Here is a 17,071-nt window from a genome sequence, read left to right on the forward strand (position 1 = left end):
GCAAACGACCTGTGTGGGCGGCTCTCTGTGGGCGGTGCGGGGGAGCTAATACAGGGTATTAGCGATGCTGCGAGGCCCGATCAGGAGACGTCCTTATAATCGGGGGAAGATTATAGCGATGAAACGTGCGGAATTGATCTTATTAACTGACTTTTATTAGCGCGTCAGTCGGTTCGCAAGGAGATGGCGGTTACCGGAGTGTGCAGCGTGCGGGCTGATACGCAGGCTGGCGAGGCTCCTGTCGAGTGAGCCGGGAAAGATTGCCCAAAGGACGTGACATCTCGGTAACACTTTCGTGGCGAAGGTATGTCACAAGGAACTGTACCCTGTCATCCCGGGTCCTATTTTCGACTAGTGAGCGGGCCGTTGGCGCCGCTATACTGCGGCTATCTATTGTGTCTGGCCCCTGGAGAGATGAGCATGTTGCATCGCCTGTTGTTCGGTTTGCTTGCTGTTGGCAGTTTGACCCTGGTCGGCTGTGCCCACAGCCCGCAACAACTTAGCCCGCAACCCAAACTCACCAGCCAACTCGCTGCGGTGGGTCATGGTCAGCCGGTCGTGGTTCGCGTCGTCGATGGTCGCCCATCGCCAACCTTGGGAACCCGTGGTGGTCTTTACCCGGAAACCAGCGCCATCAGCGTCCAGGGTTCTGACTTGCTGCCTAAACTGCAAGCTCAGACCGAAGCCGCTGTACGTTTGCTGGGCTTTACCCCGACGTCCAACGGCGGCAACGCACCGCAGTTGACGGTGACTTTGGTGGATCTGAAGTACCAATCGCCCAAAGAAGGTCTGTACGTGACCGAAGCGACCATCAGCTCGACGTTCCGTGCTGACGTGCAAAACAACGGCCGTAGCTACAGTGGTCGGTATGCCGCTTCGCTGGACCAGCGTTTCGGCATGGCGCCGAACCAGGAAACCAATACCAAGCTTGTCGGTGATGTGCTCAGCGATGCGCTGACACGGCTGTTTCAGGATCAAACCATCGGCAGGGTGCTGGGCGAGTAATACGGTCTGTTCGCCGCATTCACGCCGTGCACAAAAAAACCGATTTCTTTAATGAGAAATCGGTTTTTTTTGGTCTGTCTGGCGGACACCCATCTTCTGTAACCGGTCATGCGGCTTCGTGATAGAAATCCAGAAAGCTCAAGCCCGTCCGCTGATCCAGATCAGGCAGGTCATGGTGCTGATGGCCCCCCAGCGCGCAGTAAACCAGCCAGTGGCGGTCTTGCACATTGAATGACAGCGCATCGATCAGCGCTTCCTGTTCGTCGCTCTGGGTAATCAGATATAGCCGATCCTGATTCTGTGCATGCAGCATGACAAGGTCTCTTTAGGTGTCGAGGTGCAACACAGTGGCGGGTTAAGGTTACGGTTAGGTGACCGGGGCAAAATGAGCGGGCAGATGGATCGTCATCCGTCCCTGTATCCTGGAAAAATGGCAAAAAAAATGGCGCCCGAAGAGGCGCCATTTTTATGATTCGGGAGTTTAAAGCGCCCGTCCGGCCTTGACCCGATACTGATTGCGCACAGGCATTGCGTATTGCAACACCAGATACGGACGGTGTTCGACAGGGCAGCTCTCCAGACGGCGTTGCCACTCTTCCTTGGCGCGGGCCAGTTCGTCAGCGGAAAACACCTTGGCGGCACTGGGTACATCCAGCGTCGGATCGGCATCCGCCCATTGCGCGTACGCTAGGTAATGTGCCGGAAACAGGCGATAACCGCCGAGGATCTGCTTGTCCATTTCAATCGCCAACTGCTTGGTGTCTTCGAATACCCCGCTGATCGGTGTGGCGAAGTTCACATGCACCCGGCCTTTATAGCCCGTGATGCCCAGCGCGATGCTGACATCATCCTCGCCCGGCGCTTTGGTGTAGCTGCCGGTAGTGGCGCGGATATACAGCTCGCGGGCCTTGGCGTGATCGCATGGGTCATATTCGTAGCTGATCGACACCGGCGTCAGGTTCAACGACTTGATCACCTCGGTGAACGGCTCGTCCTTGCGGCTCATGTGGAACATCTTGAGGATGGCCGATTCGGTGCGATCGTCGCCATCCTTGGCGCGACCTTCAGCCTGGGCGATCCAGATCGATTGGCAGTCATCGCGGATCGAATGATTGATATAGGCCGACAGTTGCAGGTACGCCGCCATCTTTTCCCTGCGCCCGGTGATGGAACGGTGCACGATGAAGCACTTGTTCAGGCGCATCAGGTCGCTGACAAAGGGCTTCTGCAGCAGGTTGTCACCGATGGCGATGCGCGGCGTTGGCAGGCCCGCGTGATACACCGCATAGTTGACGAAGGCCGGGTCCATTGCGATGTCGCGGTGGTTGGCCAGGAACAGATAGGCGCTGCCGGACTTGAACTGCTCGACACCTGTGTAGGTCACACCGTCGGTAGCCCGCTCGATGGTGTGATCGACGTAAACCTCGACTTTGTCCTGCAGCGAGGCCACCGAATGGACCTCGGCGAACTCGCGACGTAGCCGATGCGCAATGAGAGGCTTCAGCATCCAGCCAAATGCGCCCGCCATGCGAGGGAAGCGAAAGTGGGTGAGTGTTTTAAGAAGTGCCTTATCACTGAGCAGGCGTGCAATGACGGCTGGGACTTCGGCGTCGTTGTAAGGTCGGATGGCATCGAATTCGCCCATCATGCTCTCTTGTTGGAAACGGCTAGGGTAAAGGCAGGCCGGTCTGAAAAATGCGATCAGACCACAAGCCATGCTTCAAATAGACGGCGATTATACGCATAACTCACCCCGGAGACTTCGATGCAGGAAATAGAGCGTTATGACTGCCCTTACTGTGGAGAGTCGGTTGAGGCCGTGCTGGATTTATCTGGCGGTGATCAGTCCTATATCGAGGATTGCCCGGTGTGTTGCCGACCGATTGTGTTCGATTTGCAGACGGACGGCGAAGAATGGACCCTGGACGTGCGCAGCGAGAATGAATGATGCAAAGAGTCTACGAGCCGGAAAACTTGATGGAAGGCGAATTGCTGCAAGGCATGCTTGCCAGTGAAGGCGTCGAAGCGCATTTGACGGGGCGTGACTTGCTTGGCGGCGTGGGCGAGCTCCCGGTTTTTGGTCTGTTAGGGTTATCGGTGGGCAATGATCAGGCCGAACAGGCACGGCTGTTGATCGCCGAGTACAATGCGGCACTGCCGCTGTCGGGTGATGAACCTGACAATTTTCCTGACGTACTGGAGTGTTGACGTGCGTTTGGCCCTGCTTTCAACCGCCGGCTTTTAAAGCCTGCGTCTGAAAAAGGGTTTTTCAAAAAAGAGAGTGTGTTGCCCTTATGTGTGGACGTTATGCCCTGTTTCGCTGGACGCCCGCATTTGCGGCCTTGCCTGGTTTTCCTGCTGACCAAAAGGCGCAATGGAACATCTCGCCGGGCGACTCGGTGCTGATGCTGCGCGGCGGGGACACTCAGCGCGAACTGGCACGTGCACGTTGGGGGCTGACACCGCCATGGTTGACCGACCTTTCCCGAACGCCTGCTCACGCCCGCGCCGAAACCCTGGCCGAACAACCGATGTTTCGCGAAGCTTTCCGGCTGCGCCGCTGTCTGTTGCCGGCCAATGGTTTCTACGAATGGCGTGGTACCACGCGCAAGCGGCCGTTCTGGCTGACGCCGGGGGAGGGCTCTGCGCTGTTTTTTGCTGCGATTTGGGAGGCTTACCCGGTAGAAGGCCACACGTACCTGAGTGTCGCCGTCGTCACACAGGCGGCAGCCAGTCAGCGGCGCCCGCTGATCCTTGATGCGGCCGGGCAGGAAGCCTGGCTGGCTGCGGATACACCAACGTCTACCCTGCAAGCATTGCTCGCCAGCCCCCAGACGGCGCTGCGTGAACGAGCACTGGCTAACCTGGTGAACGATCCAAAACTGAACGCGCCGGAATGCCTGACACCGCTTTGAACTGAAGACGCTTCGCAGGCAAGCCTGCGATCATCTGCGGACGCTATCTACAAGTGTGGCAACTGGCTTGTATCTAGCTTCGTGGCGGGACATTGCCTAGGATACCGGCCATGTTTCCAGGGAGATCCACCATGCGTCAGTCATTTGCTCTGTGTGCCTTGAGCGCGAGCTTGTTGCTCAGCGGTTGCCAGTCCGTCAATACCACCAGCGGCGGTGCGGTGGGAGTCGAGCGCAAGCAGTACATGTTCAGCATGCTGTCGACCCAAGAGGTCAATCAGATGTATGCGCAGTCTTATCAACAGACGGTAGGCGAGGCCAGCACCAAAGGTGTGCTGGATAAAACCAGTGCCGACGCAAAACGGGTGAAAGCGATTGCTGATCGGCTGATTGCCCAGGCGCCGATTTTTCGCCCTGATTCGGCGCAGTGGCAGTGGGAAATCAATCTGATCAAAAGCGATGAGCTCAATGCCAACTGCGGGCCCGGTGGCAAAATCATTTTCTACACCGGGTTGATCGACAAGCTGCAGCTGACTGACGATGAAATCGCTGCGGTCATGGGGCATGAAATTGCTCACGCCTTGCGCGAGCATGGGCGTGAAGCGATGTCCAAGGCCTATGGTATTGAGATGGCCAAGCAGGGCGCGGGCGCGTTATTGGGATTGAGTCAGGACAGTCTTGCATTGGCCGATACGGTGGTGAATTACAGCCTGACCTTGCCTAATAGCCGCAGCAATGAAAATGAAGCGGATTTGATTGGGCTGGAGCTGGCGGCGCGCGCTGGTTATAACCCCAATGCCGCCATCAGCCTGTGGCAGAAAATGACCCAGAACACCGGAGGTTCACCGCCGGAATTCATGAGCACTCACCCCGCCTCGGAAAGCCGCATCGCATCACTGCAAAGCGCCATCCCGAAGGTAATGCCACTTTATCAACAGGCTAAAAAACCCTGAGTGGATAGGATCGTCAGTGACGATCCTGCCCCTCTGATCTTGAAGATGTCGTTTAAACCCAGCCACTCACCTGCATTGCCTTGTACACCGCAACGATGGCCAGGACAAAAAACGCGCAGGCTGCCAAGCGACGGATCAACGTGAGGGGGAGCTTTTCAGCCGCGAAGTTGCCTGCCAGTACCACTGGGACGTTGGCGATCAGCATGCCCAGTGTGGTGCCGAGAATCACCAGCCACAGGTAGGAATACTGGGCGGCGAGCATCACGGTGGCGATTTGGGTCTTGTCGCCGATTTCAGCGATGAAAAACGTGATCAGCGTGGTCACGAACGGCCCGAACTTGCGCGCTGTGCTGCCTTCGTCTTCATCCATTTTGTCGGGTACCAGGGTCCACAGCGCGGTGGCGGTGAAGCTGGCGGCCAGAATCCAGTGCAGGGTGGCGTTCGAGAAGAAACTCCCGAACCAGGCCCCGACGGCGCCTGCTGCGGCGTGGTTGGCCAGGGTGGCGACGATGATGCCGGCGATGATCGGCCAAGGCTTGCGAAAGCGCGCAGCGAGAATCAGGGCGAGGAGTTGGGTCTTGTCACCGATTTCGGCCAAGGCGACAACAGCGGTGGGGACGAGCAGGGATTCCAGCATCAGGTTTTTCCTAAGGGGCGGGTCGACACGGCTATGACACGTACAGCCTTCCCGCCCCGGGTAAGGTGTTCGTGTCATAGGTCTTGTCAAACCACCGATCCGACTGAGCGGATCTGGGTCGCACGCACCATGGTCTGTTGACCAAGTATGTTGATACGTGCCGGACGAGCATGGCGCTCGTGGGAGACTACTCCCCTAGGACGGAGCGGATTCTGCCTACACCGACAGCGTTCGGCAAGTGCTTATTTTTTTCGCGTTTGGCGCGATAGACACGAAAGCCTTGCCCTTGTGCCTTCACCGCACACACGCCCAGATGCTCTTCGATCAGAGGTTGATAGCGAAGGAAGGCATTGGCGACCAAGCGGAGTTCGCCTCCATTTTTTAGATGCTGGCGTGCTTTTCGCAGCAAGTTCTCGGTTGCCAGGTAGTCGGTATGCACCCCGACGTGGAACGGAGGATTACTCAAAATAGTGCTCAAACCCATGGGCGCAGCGTCGATGCCGTCACCGGTCAACACTTCACCCTCCAGGCCATTGGCGGCCAGAGTCAGGCGGCTGCTGGCGGTGGCAAAGGCATCGACATCCAGTAGCGTGACATTGTTATGCGGGTAGCGACGCTTGACCGCAGCCCCCAACACCCCGGCGCCACACCCGAAGTCGAGCACCTCGCCACTGGGCAGTTTATCCAGATGCTGCAGGAGCAGTGCCGAACCGCGATCCAGTCGACCATGGCTGAAGACGCCGGGCAGACTGACCACTGTGAGCGGGCCGTCTTCCAGATCGACTTCATAGCGTTGGGCCATGCTTTCCAGGGTCACCGCTTGCGGTGCGTTCTCGACAGTCACCAGCCAAAGCTGGCAGTGCCGGGCGCTGTCGACTTTGCGGGGTTTGCCGAAGGGGCTCAATTGTTTGGCCGCTGCTTCGATGCCGCTGCGTTTTTCGCCGACCAGGTACAGCTCGCGTCCAGCCAGGCGCGATGCGAGGGCGTTCAATACATAATCAGTCAGGTCGCGGGCTTTGGGCACAAACAGCACAGCGGTTTCAAACGCCTGCTCTGGCACATTGACCCCAAAGTGGCAGCGGCCTTCGAAACGCGCGTCCAGCACCGCTTGATCGCCAGCATGCCAGCACCAGCCATGGGCATTCGGCAATTTCCCGAGCAGATCGTCTGCAGGCAGCCCGGCCAGGAGCACGGAGCCCTGAAACAATTCGGCCTGACGGAGTAACACTTCACTGCGCGGGTCCATCTTTGGCTCCTGAAAAGTGGCGAAGTCTAACAGAGCTTGTCAGCTCACGACCCGTCGAGGTGTGCCGGCGAAAAATGCCTGAGCGTTTTCGCTGAGTTGGCCGACGATCCGTTGCCGGGCTTCACGACTTCCCCAGGCGTTGTGCGGGGTGACGATCAAGCGCGGAATGTCGCCAGCCAACAGCGGATTGCCGTTCACCGGCGGTTCGACGGTCAGTACATCCGTCGCTGCACCACCCAGATGGCCATTGCGCAAGGCGTCGGCGAGCGCTTGTTCGTCAATCAGGCCACCGCGTGCGGTGTTGATCACGAATGCGTGGGGTTTGAGCAGGCCGAGTTCATAGGCGCCGATCATGTTACGGGTGTGTTCGTTGAGCGGGCAGTGCAGGGTCAATGCGTCGACTTGCGGCAGCAGCTCCTGCAACGGCACACGGTCATCGCGTTCGGGGCGGCCGGGTATCTGCCCCAACAGTACACGCATGCCAAAGGCTTCGGCCAGCTTCGCGACTGCGCCGCCTAGTTCGCCATAACCCAGCATGCCGAGGGTTTTGCCTTCCAGCTCGACGATAGGGAAATCCAGCAGGCAGAACTGTTTTGCGTGCTGCCAGCCCCCATGCTGCACCGCGTTTTGATAGTCCGGCAGGCGGGTCGCCAGCGCGAGCAGCAGCATCAGTGTGTGCTGCGCCACGGAGGCAGTTCCATATCCCTGGCAGTTGCTGACTACAACTCCATGTTTACGGGCTGCAATCAGGTCGACATTGTTGGTGCCCGTGGCGGAAATCAGCACCAGCTTCAAATCGGGACACGCGGCGAACGTGCCGGCATCGATCATGATTTTGTTGGTAATCGCTACCTGCGCGCCTTGCAGGCGTTCGATCACCTGTTGCGGTGTGCTGGTGGTGTGCAACTGCAAATCGCCGAAGTGTTCACGCAGCTCGCTGAGGTCAAGATCACCCAGGTCCAGAGACGTATGGTCGAGGAAAACTGCTTTGTGATGATTGCTCATGGGATGAGGCGCCTTATCGAAAATATAAGGTCCAGCCCGAAATGGCTGGAGGCACTGGAAAGGTATCAATTTCTGGTATCTGACGCGACCGTCTGGGTGAGGTGTCCGTATTCGGCGGGACACGCAACTGTTCGGCTGCAAACAGTCTCGCAACAGCTTGTGCAGTGAGAAGCACAGCTGGATATTTCTAAATACTTATAACTCATTGTTTTTCATTGATATTTGTCTTTGGCACGGTTGCTGCTCTATCGCTGTGGAGGGTGCTGAGTCGGCACGTGGGCGGGGAAAGGCAATGTCTGAGTTCATGGAAAATAGGGAGACGGTTCCCACCACGCTTCCAGAGTGGCTGTTGTTGCAAGCAGGGCAACAACCGGCAGGTATCGCTTTGCGCCATAAACATTTGGGTGTGTGGCAAGTGCGCAGTTGGTCTCAGGTCGCCACACAGGTGCTCAGTCTTGCCACGGCATTGCACCTGCGCGGTTTTACCCCTGGCGCAACGCTGACCTTGCTAAGTCGACCACGGCCCGAAGCCTTGCTGGCGACGTTGGCTGCTCAGTGGCTCGGCGGCGTGGCCGCGCTGCTCGACCCACTGGATGCTGCATCAGAGCAAATAGCCTTGCTGGAGCAACTGCAACCCGACTTTATCTTTGCCGAAGGGCTGGAAGAACTTCAGCGGGTGGACGCCGCGCACCTGGCCCCGCAATTGGTGTTCTATGCCGACGGCCGCACGGTCACAGGCAACGCCGATGGACAGGGCAGGTGGGTCGCCTACGCAAGTCTGGTGGGGCAAGTGCCCAATCTGGAGTTACCGACTCGAGGGCATTCTCAGCACACGGCTTTTGCATTTTATCGACGCGCTGAGGGCGGCACGCTTGAGCAGCAGCGGATCAGCCATGCCGAACTGTTGAATGAGGGGCGGCATCTGGTTGATGTTCAGCAGTTGGGTATTCATGAGGAAGCATTGGCCGCCAGGGCGTTCGCCGTGGGTGGGCAAGCACGCTATCTACTGGCCCCCTGGCTGATTGCAGGTTTCCGTTTGAATTTTCCGGAGAGCTTGGCCACTCGGGATAACGACCGTCGCGAACTGGGGCCGACCCTGGTGGCGGGCACCCGCGAAACTTATGGTCGCCTGCATGCGCTGGTCTTGACCCGGTTGCCGCCCGTGGGCAGTTGGCAGCGGCATCTGGTCGAGTGGGCGCTGGCCAGCAGGCCGGGTGTTGTCCGCCGAGTGCTGGGCGATTGGTTGATCCGCAGACCGTTGCGCGATGTCCTCGGCTTTAGCCGTACGCACGCCGCGCTGCTGGTGGGTGACGCGTTACCGGAAAACACCAAAGCATTCTTTGCATTGCTGGGTATCAACATCCAGGGCTGGCCAGACCCGGGTCAATGGCAACCCCGGCCCCGAGCGTCAGCAGAGCGGGTCGATGGATGGATTAATCACGGCCCGCAATTGGCCTGATCAGGAGCACGACGATGTCTCAGGCTACTCGCGCAGTACCGCGGCCTTTGCTGGAACTGGAACATATTTCCCTGTCGTTCAAGGGTGTTAAAGCCATCACCGATATCAGCTTCGCCGTCGCCCCCGGTGAAATCTGTGCCTTGATCGGCCCCAATGGTGCCGGCAAGAGTTCGCTGCTCAATGTCATCAATGGTGTTTATCAGGCACAGGAGGGGCGAATCAGTTTCAACGGTGAAGTTCACCGCCGCATGCACCCGCACGCCGCCGCGCAACGAGGCATTGCCCGGACATTTCAGAACATTGCGCTGTTCAAGGGGATGAGTGTTCTCGACAACGTGCTGAGCGGTCGCAATCTCAAACGCCGCAGCACTTGGGTGGAACAAGCACTGCGCTTAGGGCGTGCTGCGGCTGAAGACGACCGCCAGCGTGAAGCCGCCGAGCAAGTGATCGAGTTTCTGCGGATACACGCCTGGCGTGACGCGATCGTTGGCAAGTTGCCTTACGGCTTGCAAAAGCGTGTCGAGCTGGGTCGTGCATTGGCCGCTGAACCCACGCTCCTGCTGTTGGACGAGCCTATGGCCGGGATGAACGCCGAAGAAAAGCAGGAAATGAGCCGCTTCATCGTCGACATCAACCGGGAGTTTGGCACCACCGTGGTTCTGATTGAGCACGATATCGGCGTCGTGATGGGCATCTCGGACCATGTGGTGGTGCTCGACTACGGCAGCAAGATCGGCGATGGCACCCCTGAGGTGGTACGCCGTGACCCCAAGGTAATCGCCGCGTATCTCGGCACTCGACACTGACATCCAGGCAAGAGTCGGCCCCTCGAATGACCCGGGGAGCAGGGCAACGTATGCACCGAACAACAGGTGATTGAGCATGGAATTTTTCTTCGAAGTACTGATCGGGGGGCTGCTGGCAGGGGTGATGTACTCGCTGGTGGCCATTGGTTTCGTCCTGATCTACAAAGCCTCGGGCGTATTCAATTTCGCCCAGGGAGCCATGGTGCTGTTTGCTGCGCTGACGTTTGTCAGCCTGGTCGAGCGCGGCATTCCGTTTTGGCTGGCGTTTGTTATCTGCCTGGCGGTGATGGTGGTGCTGGCGCTGTTGGTCGAGCGGATCGTGTTACGGCCTTTGGTCAATCGACCGCCGATCATTCTGTTCATGGCCACGCTAGGCCTGTCTTACGTCATTGAGGGTTTCGCCCAGTCGCTCTGGGGCTCTCAAGTGCATGGCCTGGAGCTGGGCATCAGCGACGAGCCTCTGGAAATCAAAGGCATGCTCCTCTCGCAGTTCGATCTTTTCGCCTCCGCTACCGCCGCCCTTTTGGTGGTGGTGCTCTCGGTCATGTTCAACAAAACGCGAGTCGGTTTATCGCTGCGTGCAGTCGCTGACGATCCGCTGGCAGCCCTGGCGGTAGGGGTGAAGCTGCCACGTATCTGGGCATTGGTCTGGTCGGTGGCCGGTTTTGTCGGGCTGGTTGCCGGACTGCTGTGGGGCGCGCGCCTGGGGGTCCAGTTCTCGCTCTCCCTGATCGTTCTCAAAGCGTTGCCGGTGTTGATCATCGGCGGCTTTTCCTCCATCAGCGGCGCGATCATCGGCGGCCTGATCATTGGTGCGTCGGAGAAGTTGGCAGAAGTGTATCTGGGCCCCGTTATCGGGGGTGGTCTCGAGAACTGGTTTCCCTATGTGCTGGCCTTGCTGTTCTTGCTGGTGCGCCCAGCCGGACTGTTTGGCGAACGTGCCATCGAGCGGGTTTAAGGAGAACACATATGTTCTATAAAGAAGCCGGCCAGTTCAGCACGACCTATGCGGCGGACCGTCGTGTGTTTCGTCTCAGGCAGGACCGTTATGGGCTGGTCCTGCTATTGGCCTTTGCGTTTATCGGTGTGCCCTTCATCGGCAACGACTATTGGTTCAGTGCCATTCTCATTCCATTTCTGGTGCTGTCCCTGGCCGGACTGGGTCTCAACCTGTTGACGGGCTATGCCGGCCAATTGTCGCTGGGGTCAGCGGCCTTCATGGCCGTCGGTGCGTTCGCCACTTACAATTTTGAACTGCGCGTATCGGGTCTGCCGCTGCTGGTCAGCATCGCGCTGGGCGGTGTAGCCGCCGCACTGGTCGCGGTCGTGTTTGGATTGCCCAGTTTGCGGATCAAAGGTTTTTACCTGCTGGTGTCGACCCTGGCCGCACAGTTTTTTGTGGAATGGGTGCTGACCAAGTTCGATTGGCTCTCCAATAACAACGCGTCCGGGGTCATCACTGCGCCGCCGCTGAACCTCCTGGGTATCGATTTCAGTACGCCGGTCGGCCGTTATCTGCTGACTCTGGGCATCGTGGTCGCGATGTTCTGGCTGGGTAAAAACCTGGCGCGCAGTGAGCTGGGGCGCAACTGGATGGCGGTACGGGACATGGACACTGCCGCAGCAGTGATCGGTATTCCCATCCTCAAGAGCAAATTGCTGGCCTTTGCCATCAGCGGGTTTTTCCTCGGCATCGCCGGTTCGCTGTGGGCGTTTACGTACCTGGGAACGGTCGAGCCCCACGGCTTTGATCTGAACCGGTCGTTCCAGATTTTGTTCATCATCATTATCGGCGGACTGGGCAGCATTCTCGGAAACCTGCTGGGTGCTGCTTTTATCGTCTTGTTCCCGGTGCTGCTCTCCAACCTTGTCAGCTTGCTCCCGGTAGGCCTGATCGATTCCGGGCAGCTGGAAAATGCTCAGAAAATGATTTTTGGCGCATTGATTATCGTCTTTCTGATCAAAGAACCCGAGGGCCTGGCGCGCCTCTGGCAACGATTTCGCGAGCGCGCACGGCTCTGGCCGCTGCGCTACTGAGTGAACCCCGCGTGACCGGACGCTCGTCCATTCCAACCCTTTAAACACTGATCGCCCTGATTCGATAAGGATAATTCCGATGCTAAAACGCACCTTTGTCAGAAGCCTCGCTTTGGCGCTGAGCCTGACCGCTACAGCCTTGACTGCGCATGCCGACAACGAGCAGTACTTCCCCCTGCAGAGCTATCGGGTTGGTCCCTACGCAGCCGGCGGTACCGGCTTTTTTGGTGGGTTTATCGACTACATGCAGTACGTCAATGCCAACGGTGGCGTGAACGGGGTCAAGCTGACCTGGAGCGAGTGCGAGACCGAGTACGTGGTAGAGAAGGGCGTTGAGTGCTACGAGCGTCTGAAAAAAGGACTTAACGGCGCGCCTGCTGCTGCCACCAACCCACTGTCGGTGGGGATCGCCTATGCGACGCTGGAGCGCTCGACCGCAGACAAGTTGCCGTTGATTACCATCAACCACGGCCGGACCGACTCCACTGACGGCAGTGTCTTCCCCTACGTATTTCCGCTGCAACTGAACCCCTATTCAGAAGTGTCAGCCATCATCAACTACATCGGTCAGCAAGCCGGCGGGCTGGACAAACTCAAGGGCAAGAAGATTGTCACCCTCTACCATGGCTCGCCGTACGGTAAGGAAACCAATGAGGTGTTGCAGACCCTGGCCGATAAATATGGCTTCGAGCTGACCCTGGCTGAAGTCCCGCACCCAGGCAACGAGCAGCAGTCACAGTGGCTGAACATTCGTCGGGCCAAGCCTGACTGGGTGATCCTGCGTGGCTGGGGGGTGATGAACCCGGTCGCATTGAAAACCGCACAGAAGGTCGGTTACCCGGCAGACCACATCATCGGCAACATCTGGAGTAACTCTGAAGAGGATGCCGCCCCGGCAGGCGCTGCAGCCAAAGGCTTTATTTCCATCACCACTCACCCTTCAGGCACCGACTTTCCTGTGCTGCAAGGCATCAAGAAGTCAGTACTGGATGCGGGTAAGGGCAACCTGGAAGATCCAAAACGGTTTGGCACGGTGTACTACAACCTCGGTGTGGTAAACGGCATTCTCAACGTTGAAGCGGTGCGGATCGCTCAGGAGAAATTTGGCAAAAAACCACTGACGGGTGAACAGGTCCGCTGGGGTTTCGAGCACCTGAACATCGACGAAGCACGACTCAAGGCGCTGGGTGCCGAGGGCCTGGTACAGCCGTTGAAACTGTCCTGCTCGGATCATGAGGGCGGCGGTGCCGTGCGCTTTCAGCAATGGGACGGTCAGAAATGGAACCTGATCAGTGATTGGGTGCAGGCCGACCGTGCGTTGTTGCGGCCGATCATCGAAGCCTCTTCGCATAAGTACGCGCAAGAAAAAGGCATTGCGCCACGCGATTGCAGCAAGGAGTCTTAAGCCGTCTATGGCCGAAGAGGGCTGCATGCGCTTCGGCCTCGTCACCTCTGGAGAGCGTCATGGCTGATACACCTATCCTGCAAATCGACAACATTGAAGTCCTGTACGAAAAAGCGATTCTTGCCGTTCGGGGCGTATCGCTGAAGGTGCCCGAAGGTGCCGTCGTGGTCTTGCTCGGTGCCAATGGCGCGGGCAAGAGCACAACCCTCAAAGCTGCTTCCAACTTGATCAGTGCCGAGCGTGGGGAGGTGGTTAAAGGGCAGATTCTCTATCGCGGACAGAACATCACCCGCAGCTCGACCAGCCATTTGGTGGCCAATGGTCTGGCGCAAGTGCTTGAAGGCAGGCACTGCTTCGCGCACCTGACCGTGGAAGAGAATCTACTGATTGGGGCGTTTGTGCGCAAACCGTCGCGGCAGGCATTGAAGGCCAGTCTTGAGCGCATTTACGCCTACTTCCCACGGCTCAAGGAACGGCGCAAAAGTCTGACGGGCTACACCTCAGGTGGTGAGCAGCAAATGGTCGCCATCGGTCGTGCGCTGATGGCTGAGCCACGCCTGGTGTTACTGGATGAGCCTTCGATGGGGCTGGCGCCACAGATTGTCGAAGAGATTTTCGAGATCGTCGATCAGCTCAATCGTCACGACGGCGTGAGCTTTCTGATCGCCGAACAGAATATCAACGTCGCTTTACGTTATGCCCAATACGCCTACGTACTGGAAAGTGGCCACGTGGTGAGTGAGGGACCGGCGCACCTCCTGGCCCAGCGTGAAGATATTCATGATTTTTATCTGGGCGGAAGGGGCGCTGCCGTTAATGGCTAGAGATGCCTGACCGTGGGCGGCGAACACCTGAACGCCACGGCGCAAAGGATTGTGCGGGTACTCGATCACCCAACTGTACCTTTTGCACGGTTGGACGAAGGCGTAATGTGGCCAGCACTCAATAGTGCTCATTGCTCACATGCTCGATACGGAGGCCCCATGTACTGGACGGAATTTCTGACTGTTGCCCTGATACACCTGCTCGCTGTCGCCAGTCCCGGCCCGGACTTCGCCGTGGTCGTGCGCGAAAGCGTGACCCACGGCCGCAAGGCAGGCACCTGGACCGCCATGGGCGTCGGCACCGCGATCTTCGTGCATGTGGGTTATTCGTTACTGGGCATCGGTCTGATCGTGTCGCAGTCGATCGTATTGTTCAACGCTCTCAAATGGGCGGCGGCCGCGTATTTGCTGTACATCGGCATCAAGGCCCTGCGCGCCAAACCGGCCAGCGCCACCGATGCACCCGTCAATCTGCCCGTGGGCGAACGTACCGCACGCGGTGCCTTTACCAGCGGTTTCGTTACCAATGGACTCAACCCCAAGGCGACGTTGTTTTTCCTGTCGTTGTTCACCGTGGTCATCAACCCGCACACCCCGTTGATGGTCCAAGCCGGTTATGGCGTGTACCTGGCCGTCGCGACGGGCGTCTGGTTCTGTCTGGTGGCGCGGTTGTTCAGCCAGGAGCGCGTACGTGCAGGGTTTGCACGGATGGGGCACTGGTTCGATCGGGCAATGGGCGCGGTGTTGGTTGCGCTGGGTGTGAAACTGGCCTTTACCTCGATTAATTGAATTTAGCGTTGTTTGCGCCTGGGTACCCCCTGAAAATCCCTCGATACGGATCGCTGCTTGATGGCGCAACGCCTGCATTCCCGCCCGCCCGCAAATCATCCCTTTGGCTGATTTGGCTGGCTGGCAAGGTCTCTAAAGTGCATATTTTTAAGCCAAGAATGTGCATTCAGAAAAGGGACTCCTATGTTGCAGACTCGCATCATTCCGCCAGCTGATGGCGCCTACCAGTACCCTCTTTTGATCAAGCGGCTATTGATGTCGGGTAGCCGTTACGAAAAAACTCGCGAGATCGTCTACCGGGACAAACTGCGTTACAGCTATCCGACCCTCAATGAGCGCATTGCCCGTCTGGCTAACGTCTTGACCGCTGCGGGGGTCAAGGCCGGGGATACCGTGGCGGTGATGGACTGGGACAGCCATCGTTATCTGGAGTGCATGTTCGCGGTGCCGATGATTGGCGCAGTGATCCACACCATCAATGTGCGCCTGTCACCGGACCAGATTCTCTACACCATGAACCACGCCGAAGATAAGTTCGTGCTGGTCAACAGCGAGTTCGTGGGGCTCTATCAGGCCATTGCCGGGCAACTGACCACGGTCGAGAACACTATTCTGCTGACCGATGCCCCGGAAAAGACCGCCGATCTGCCCAATCTGATCGGCGAGTACGAGGACCTGCTGGCGGCTGCGAGTACTCAGTATGAGTTCGAGGACTTCGACGAAAACTCGGTCGCCACGACTTTCTACACCACCGGTACCACGGGTAACCCCAAGGGTGTGTATTTCACTCACCGGCAATTGGTGCTGCACACCATGGGGGTGGCGACGATCATGGGCTGTATCGACAGCGTGCGGCTGCTCGGCACCAATGACGTGTACATGCCGATCACCCCGATGTTCCATGTGCATGCCTGGGGCGTACCTTATGCCGCGACCATGCTCGGGCTCAAGCAGGTCTATCCCGGTCGTTACGACCCGGAATTGCTGGTTGAGCTATGGCGCAAGGAGAAGGTTACGTTCTCCCATTGTGTACCGACCATCCTGCAGATGGTGCTCAACGCCAAAGCAGCTCAGGGCACGGACTTCTCCGGTTGGAAGATCATCATCGGCGGCAGTTCACTCAACCGTACGACCTATGACGCGGCCAAGGCCAAGGGTATTCAGTTGACGGCTGCTTACGGTATGTCTGAAACCTGCCCGCTGATCTCCGTCGCACATTTGAATGACGAAATGCTGGCCGGCAGTGACGACGAACGCATCACCTATCGGATCAAAGCCGGCGTGCCCGGGGTGCTGGTGGATGCGGCGATCATCGACCTGGACGGAAACTTCCTGCCGGCGGATGGCGAGTCTCAGGGCGAACTGGTGCTGCGTGCGCCCTGGCTGACGGAGGGCTATTACCGCGAGCCGGAAAAAGGCGCCGAGCTGTGGGCGGGCGGCTGGCTGCACACTGGGGATGTCGCGACGCTGGACAGCATGGGCGTGATCGATATTCGGGACCGGATCAAGGACGTGATCAAGACGGGCGGCGAATGGGTGTCCTCGCTGGCACTCGAAGATTTGATCAGCCGTCATCCAGCGGTACGTGAAGTAGCAGTCGTCGGTATCGTAGATCCGCAATGGGGTGAACGGCCTTTCGCGTTATTGGTGATACGCGAAGAGCACAACATCGGCGCCAAAGAGCTGAAGGAACATTTGAAGCCGTTTGTCGAACTTGGGCACATTAATAAGTGGGCGATTCCAAGCCAGATTGCCCTTGTTACTGAAATTCCCAAGACCAGTGTCGGCAAGCTCGACAAGAAACGTATCCGCCTGGATATCATCGAGTGGCAGAAGACCAACAGCACCTTCCTCTCGACACTCTGAGTGCCTTTTGCCGTGCTCGCTGAGCGCGGCAAGCCCCCAAGCAAGCGCTTGTCTTGCCAAATCCTGAAATTACGCCATTCTCCCGGTGCCAGCTGTGACTGGTCGGTCGAAATAGCCGTGCCAGAGG

At 58.1% G+C, this 17,071-nt stretch carries 17 protein-coding genes and 1 pseudogene; 13 read left to right on the forward strand and 5 right to left on the reverse strand.

Annotation, left to right across the window (positions count from 1 at the left end; translation table 11 throughout):
* Positions 1-420 precede the first annotated feature (420 nt).
* Positions 421-1,005 carry a YajG family lipoprotein gene (locus RGU44_RS24355; protein ID WP_322177937.1) on the forward strand — a complete coding sequence of 195 codons (585 nt, stop codon included), beginning with the start codon at positions 421-423 and terminating at the stop codon, positions 1,003-1,005.
* Positions 1,006-1,111: 106 nt separating this feature from the next.
* Here the strand turns inward: RGU44_RS24355 and RGU44_RS24360 are convergent, their stop codons facing one another.
* Together RGU44_RS24360 and RGU44_RS24365 are read right to left on the reverse strand one after the other, a co-directional pair.
* Entirely contained in the window at positions 1,112-1,318 is a 207-nt protein-coding gene (locus RGU44_RS24360) for a hypothetical protein (protein WP_322177938.1), read from the reverse strand.
* A 168-nt stretch (positions 1,319-1,486) separates the two neighbouring features.
* A complete protein-coding gene (locus RGU44_RS24365; RefSeq protein WP_322177939.1) occupies positions 1,487-2,650 on the reverse strand; it encodes a 1-acyl-sn-glycerol-3-phosphate acyltransferase in 1,164 nt (387 codons plus the stop codon).
* 120 nt (positions 2,651-2,770) lie between these two features.
* On the opposite strand from RGU44_RS24365, the gene RGU44_RS24370 reads away from it, so the two are divergent.
* From RGU44_RS24370 to RGU44_RS24385, 4 genes are all read left to right on the forward strand, one after another.
* Complete coding sequence (locus tag RGU44_RS24370) at positions 2,771-2,953, forward strand: CPXCG motif-containing cysteine-rich protein (RefSeq protein WP_219063513.1); 183 nt, start codon at positions 2,771-2,773, stop codon at positions 2,951-2,953.
* Positions 2,953-3,213 carry a putative signal transducing protein gene (locus tag RGU44_RS24375; protein WP_322278395.1) on the forward strand — a complete coding sequence of 87 codons (261 nt, stop codon included), beginning with the start codon at positions 2,953-2,955 and terminating at the stop codon, positions 3,211-3,213. The genes RGU44_RS24370 and RGU44_RS24375 overlap by 1 nt, the downstream gene beginning before the upstream one ends.
* An 86-nt stretch (positions 3,214-3,299) precedes the next feature.
* Positions 3,300-3,920 carry an SOS response-associated peptidase gene (locus RGU44_RS24380; protein WP_322278396.1) on the forward strand — a complete coding sequence of 207 codons (621 nt, stop codon included), beginning with the start codon at positions 3,300-3,302 and terminating at the stop codon, positions 3,918-3,920.
* 131 nt (positions 3,921-4,051) lie between these two features.
* On the forward strand, positions 4,052-4,870 hold the full coding sequence (locus RGU44_RS24385; protein ID WP_322177941.1) for a M48 family metallopeptidase: 819 nt from the start codon (positions 4,052-4,054) through the stop codon (positions 4,868-4,870).
* 52 nt (positions 4,871-4,922) lie between these two features.
* Here RGU44_RS24385 and RGU44_RS24390 read toward each other — a convergent pair whose 3' ends face one another.
* The 3 genes and pseudogenes from RGU44_RS24390 to RGU44_RS24400 form a co-directional block, all read right to left on the reverse strand.
* A complete protein-coding gene (locus tag RGU44_RS24390; protein WP_322177942.1) occupies positions 4,923-5,507 on the reverse strand; it encodes a TMEM165/GDT1 family protein in 585 nt (194 codons plus the stop codon).
* A 253-nt stretch (positions 5,508-5,760) separates the two neighbouring features.
* A pseudogene (locus RGU44_RS24395) lies at positions 5,761-6,753 on the reverse strand (methyltransferase); the annotation flags it as partial.
* A 39-nt stretch (positions 6,754-6,792) separates the two neighbouring features.
* On the reverse strand, positions 6,793-7,758 hold the full coding sequence (locus tag RGU44_RS24400; RefSeq protein ID WP_322177944.1) for a 2-hydroxyacid dehydrogenase: 966 nt from the start codon (positions 7,756-7,758) through the stop codon (positions 6,793-6,795).
* A gap of 292 nt (positions 7,759-8,050) precedes the next feature.
* Here RGU44_RS24400 and RGU44_RS24405 point away from each other — a divergent pair, with 292 nt between their 5' ends.
* The 8 genes from RGU44_RS24405 (at position 8,051) to RGU44_RS24440 (ending at position 16,944) form a co-directional block, all read left to right on the forward strand.
* Entirely contained in the window at positions 8,051-9,217 is a 1,167-nt protein-coding gene (locus RGU44_RS24405) for an AMP-binding protein (protein ID WP_322278397.1), read from the forward strand.
* 14 nt (positions 9,218-9,231) lie between these two features.
* Positions 9,232-10,023 carry an ABC transporter ATP-binding protein gene (locus RGU44_RS24410; protein WP_322278400.1) on the forward strand — a complete coding sequence of 264 codons (792 nt, stop codon included), beginning with the start codon at positions 9,232-9,234 and terminating at the stop codon, positions 10,021-10,023.
* Positions 10,024-10,099: 76 nt separating this feature from the next.
* Complete coding sequence (locus tag RGU44_RS24415; RefSeq protein ID WP_322177947.1) at positions 10,100-10,981, forward strand: branched-chain amino acid ABC transporter permease; 882 nt, start codon at positions 10,100-10,102, stop codon at positions 10,979-10,981.
* An 11-nt stretch (positions 10,982-10,992) separates the two neighbouring features.
* Positions 10,993-12,060, forward strand: coding sequence for a branched-chain amino acid ABC transporter permease (locus RGU44_RS24420; RefSeq protein ID WP_322177948.1), 1,068 nt, complete (start codon positions 10,993-10,995; stop codon positions 12,058-12,060).
* Positions 12,061-12,139: 79 nt separating this feature from the next.
* Positions 12,140-13,465 (forward strand): ABC transporter substrate-binding protein, encoded by a 1,326-nt coding sequence (locus RGU44_RS24425; RefSeq protein ID WP_322177949.1) that lies wholly within the window; start codon positions 12,140-12,142, stop codon positions 13,463-13,465.
* 59 nt (positions 13,466-13,524) lie between these two features.
* Entirely contained in the window at positions 13,525-14,289 is a 765-nt protein-coding gene (locus tag RGU44_RS24430) for an ABC transporter ATP-binding protein (RefSeq protein WP_322177950.1), read from the forward strand.
* 159 nt (positions 14,290-14,448) lie between these two features.
* Positions 14,449-15,078: a LysE family translocator gene (locus RGU44_RS24435; RefSeq protein ID WP_322278403.1), complete on the forward strand. Its 630-nt coding sequence runs from the start codon at positions 14,449-14,451 to the stop codon at positions 15,076-15,078.
* Positions 15,079-15,261: 183 nt separating this feature from the next.
* A complete protein-coding gene (locus RGU44_RS24440; protein ID WP_322177952.1) occupies positions 15,262-16,944 on the forward strand; it encodes a fatty acid--CoA ligase in 1,683 nt (560 codons plus the stop codon).
* The last annotated feature ends 127 nt before the right edge of the window (positions 16,945-17,071 follow it).

The organism is Pseudomonas sp. 5C2 (genome assembly GCF_034314155.1).
Classification (GTDB): Bacteria; Pseudomonadota; Gammaproteobacteria; order Pseudomonadales; family Pseudomonadaceae; genus Aquipseudomonas.

Excerpts from the sequence above, each read along its gene's own strand:
- RGU44_RS24355 (WP_322177937.1), top strand. The coding sequence starts at position 421 with ATGTTGCATCGCCTGTTGTTCGGTTTGCTTGCTGTTGGCAGTTTGACC.
- RGU44_RS24360 (WP_322177938.1), bottom strand. The coding sequence starts at position 1,318 with ATGCTGCATGCACAGAATCAGGATCGGCTATATCTGATTACCCAGAGC.
- RGU44_RS24365 (WP_322177939.1), bottom strand. The coding sequence starts at position 2,650 with ATGGGCGAATTCGATGCCATCCGACCTTACAACGACGCCGAAGTCCCA.
- RGU44_RS24370 (WP_219063513.1), top strand. The coding sequence starts at position 2,771 with ATGCAGGAAATAGAGCGTTATGACTGCCCTTACTGTGGAGAGTCGGTT.
- RGU44_RS24375 (WP_322278395.1), top strand. The coding sequence starts at position 2,953 with ATGCAAAGAGTCTACGAGCCGGAAAACTTGATGGAAGGCGAATTGCTG.
- RGU44_RS24380 (WP_322278396.1), top strand. The coding sequence starts at position 3,300 with ATGTGTGGACGTTATGCCCTGTTTCGCTGGACGCCCGCATTTGCGGCC.
- RGU44_RS24385 (WP_322177941.1), top strand. The coding sequence starts at position 4,052 with ATGCGTCAGTCATTTGCTCTGTGTGCCTTGAGCGCGAGCTTGTTGCTC.
- RGU44_RS24390 (WP_322177942.1), bottom strand. The coding sequence starts at position 5,507 with ATGCTGGAATCCCTGCTCGTCCCCACCGCTGTTGTCGCCTTGGCCGAA.
- RGU44_RS24400 (WP_322177944.1), bottom strand. The coding sequence starts at position 7,758 with ATGAGCAATCATCACAAAGCAGTTTTCCTCGACCATACGTCTCTGGAC.
- RGU44_RS24405 (WP_322278397.1), top strand. The coding sequence starts at position 8,051 with ATGTCTGAGTTCATGGAAAATAGGGAGACGGTTCCCACCACGCTTCCA.
- RGU44_RS24410 (WP_322278400.1), top strand. The coding sequence starts at position 9,232 with ATGTCTCAGGCTACTCGCGCAGTACCGCGGCCTTTGCTGGAACTGGAA.
- RGU44_RS24415 (WP_322177947.1), top strand. The coding sequence starts at position 10,100 with ATGGAATTTTTCTTCGAAGTACTGATCGGGGGGCTGCTGGCAGGGGTG.
- RGU44_RS24420 (WP_322177948.1), top strand. The coding sequence starts at position 10,993 with ATGTTCTATAAAGAAGCCGGCCAGTTCAGCACGACCTATGCGGCGGAC.
- RGU44_RS24425 (WP_322177949.1), top strand. The coding sequence starts at position 12,140 with ATGCTAAAACGCACCTTTGTCAGAAGCCTCGCTTTGGCGCTGAGCCTG.
- RGU44_RS24430 (WP_322177950.1), top strand. The coding sequence starts at position 13,525 with ATGGCTGATACACCTATCCTGCAAATCGACAACATTGAAGTCCTGTAC.
- RGU44_RS24435 (WP_322278403.1), top strand. The coding sequence starts at position 14,449 with ATGTACTGGACGGAATTTCTGACTGTTGCCCTGATACACCTGCTCGCT.
- RGU44_RS24440 (WP_322177952.1), top strand. The coding sequence starts at position 15,262 with ATGTTGCAGACTCGCATCATTCCGCCAGCTGATGGCGCCTACCAGTAC.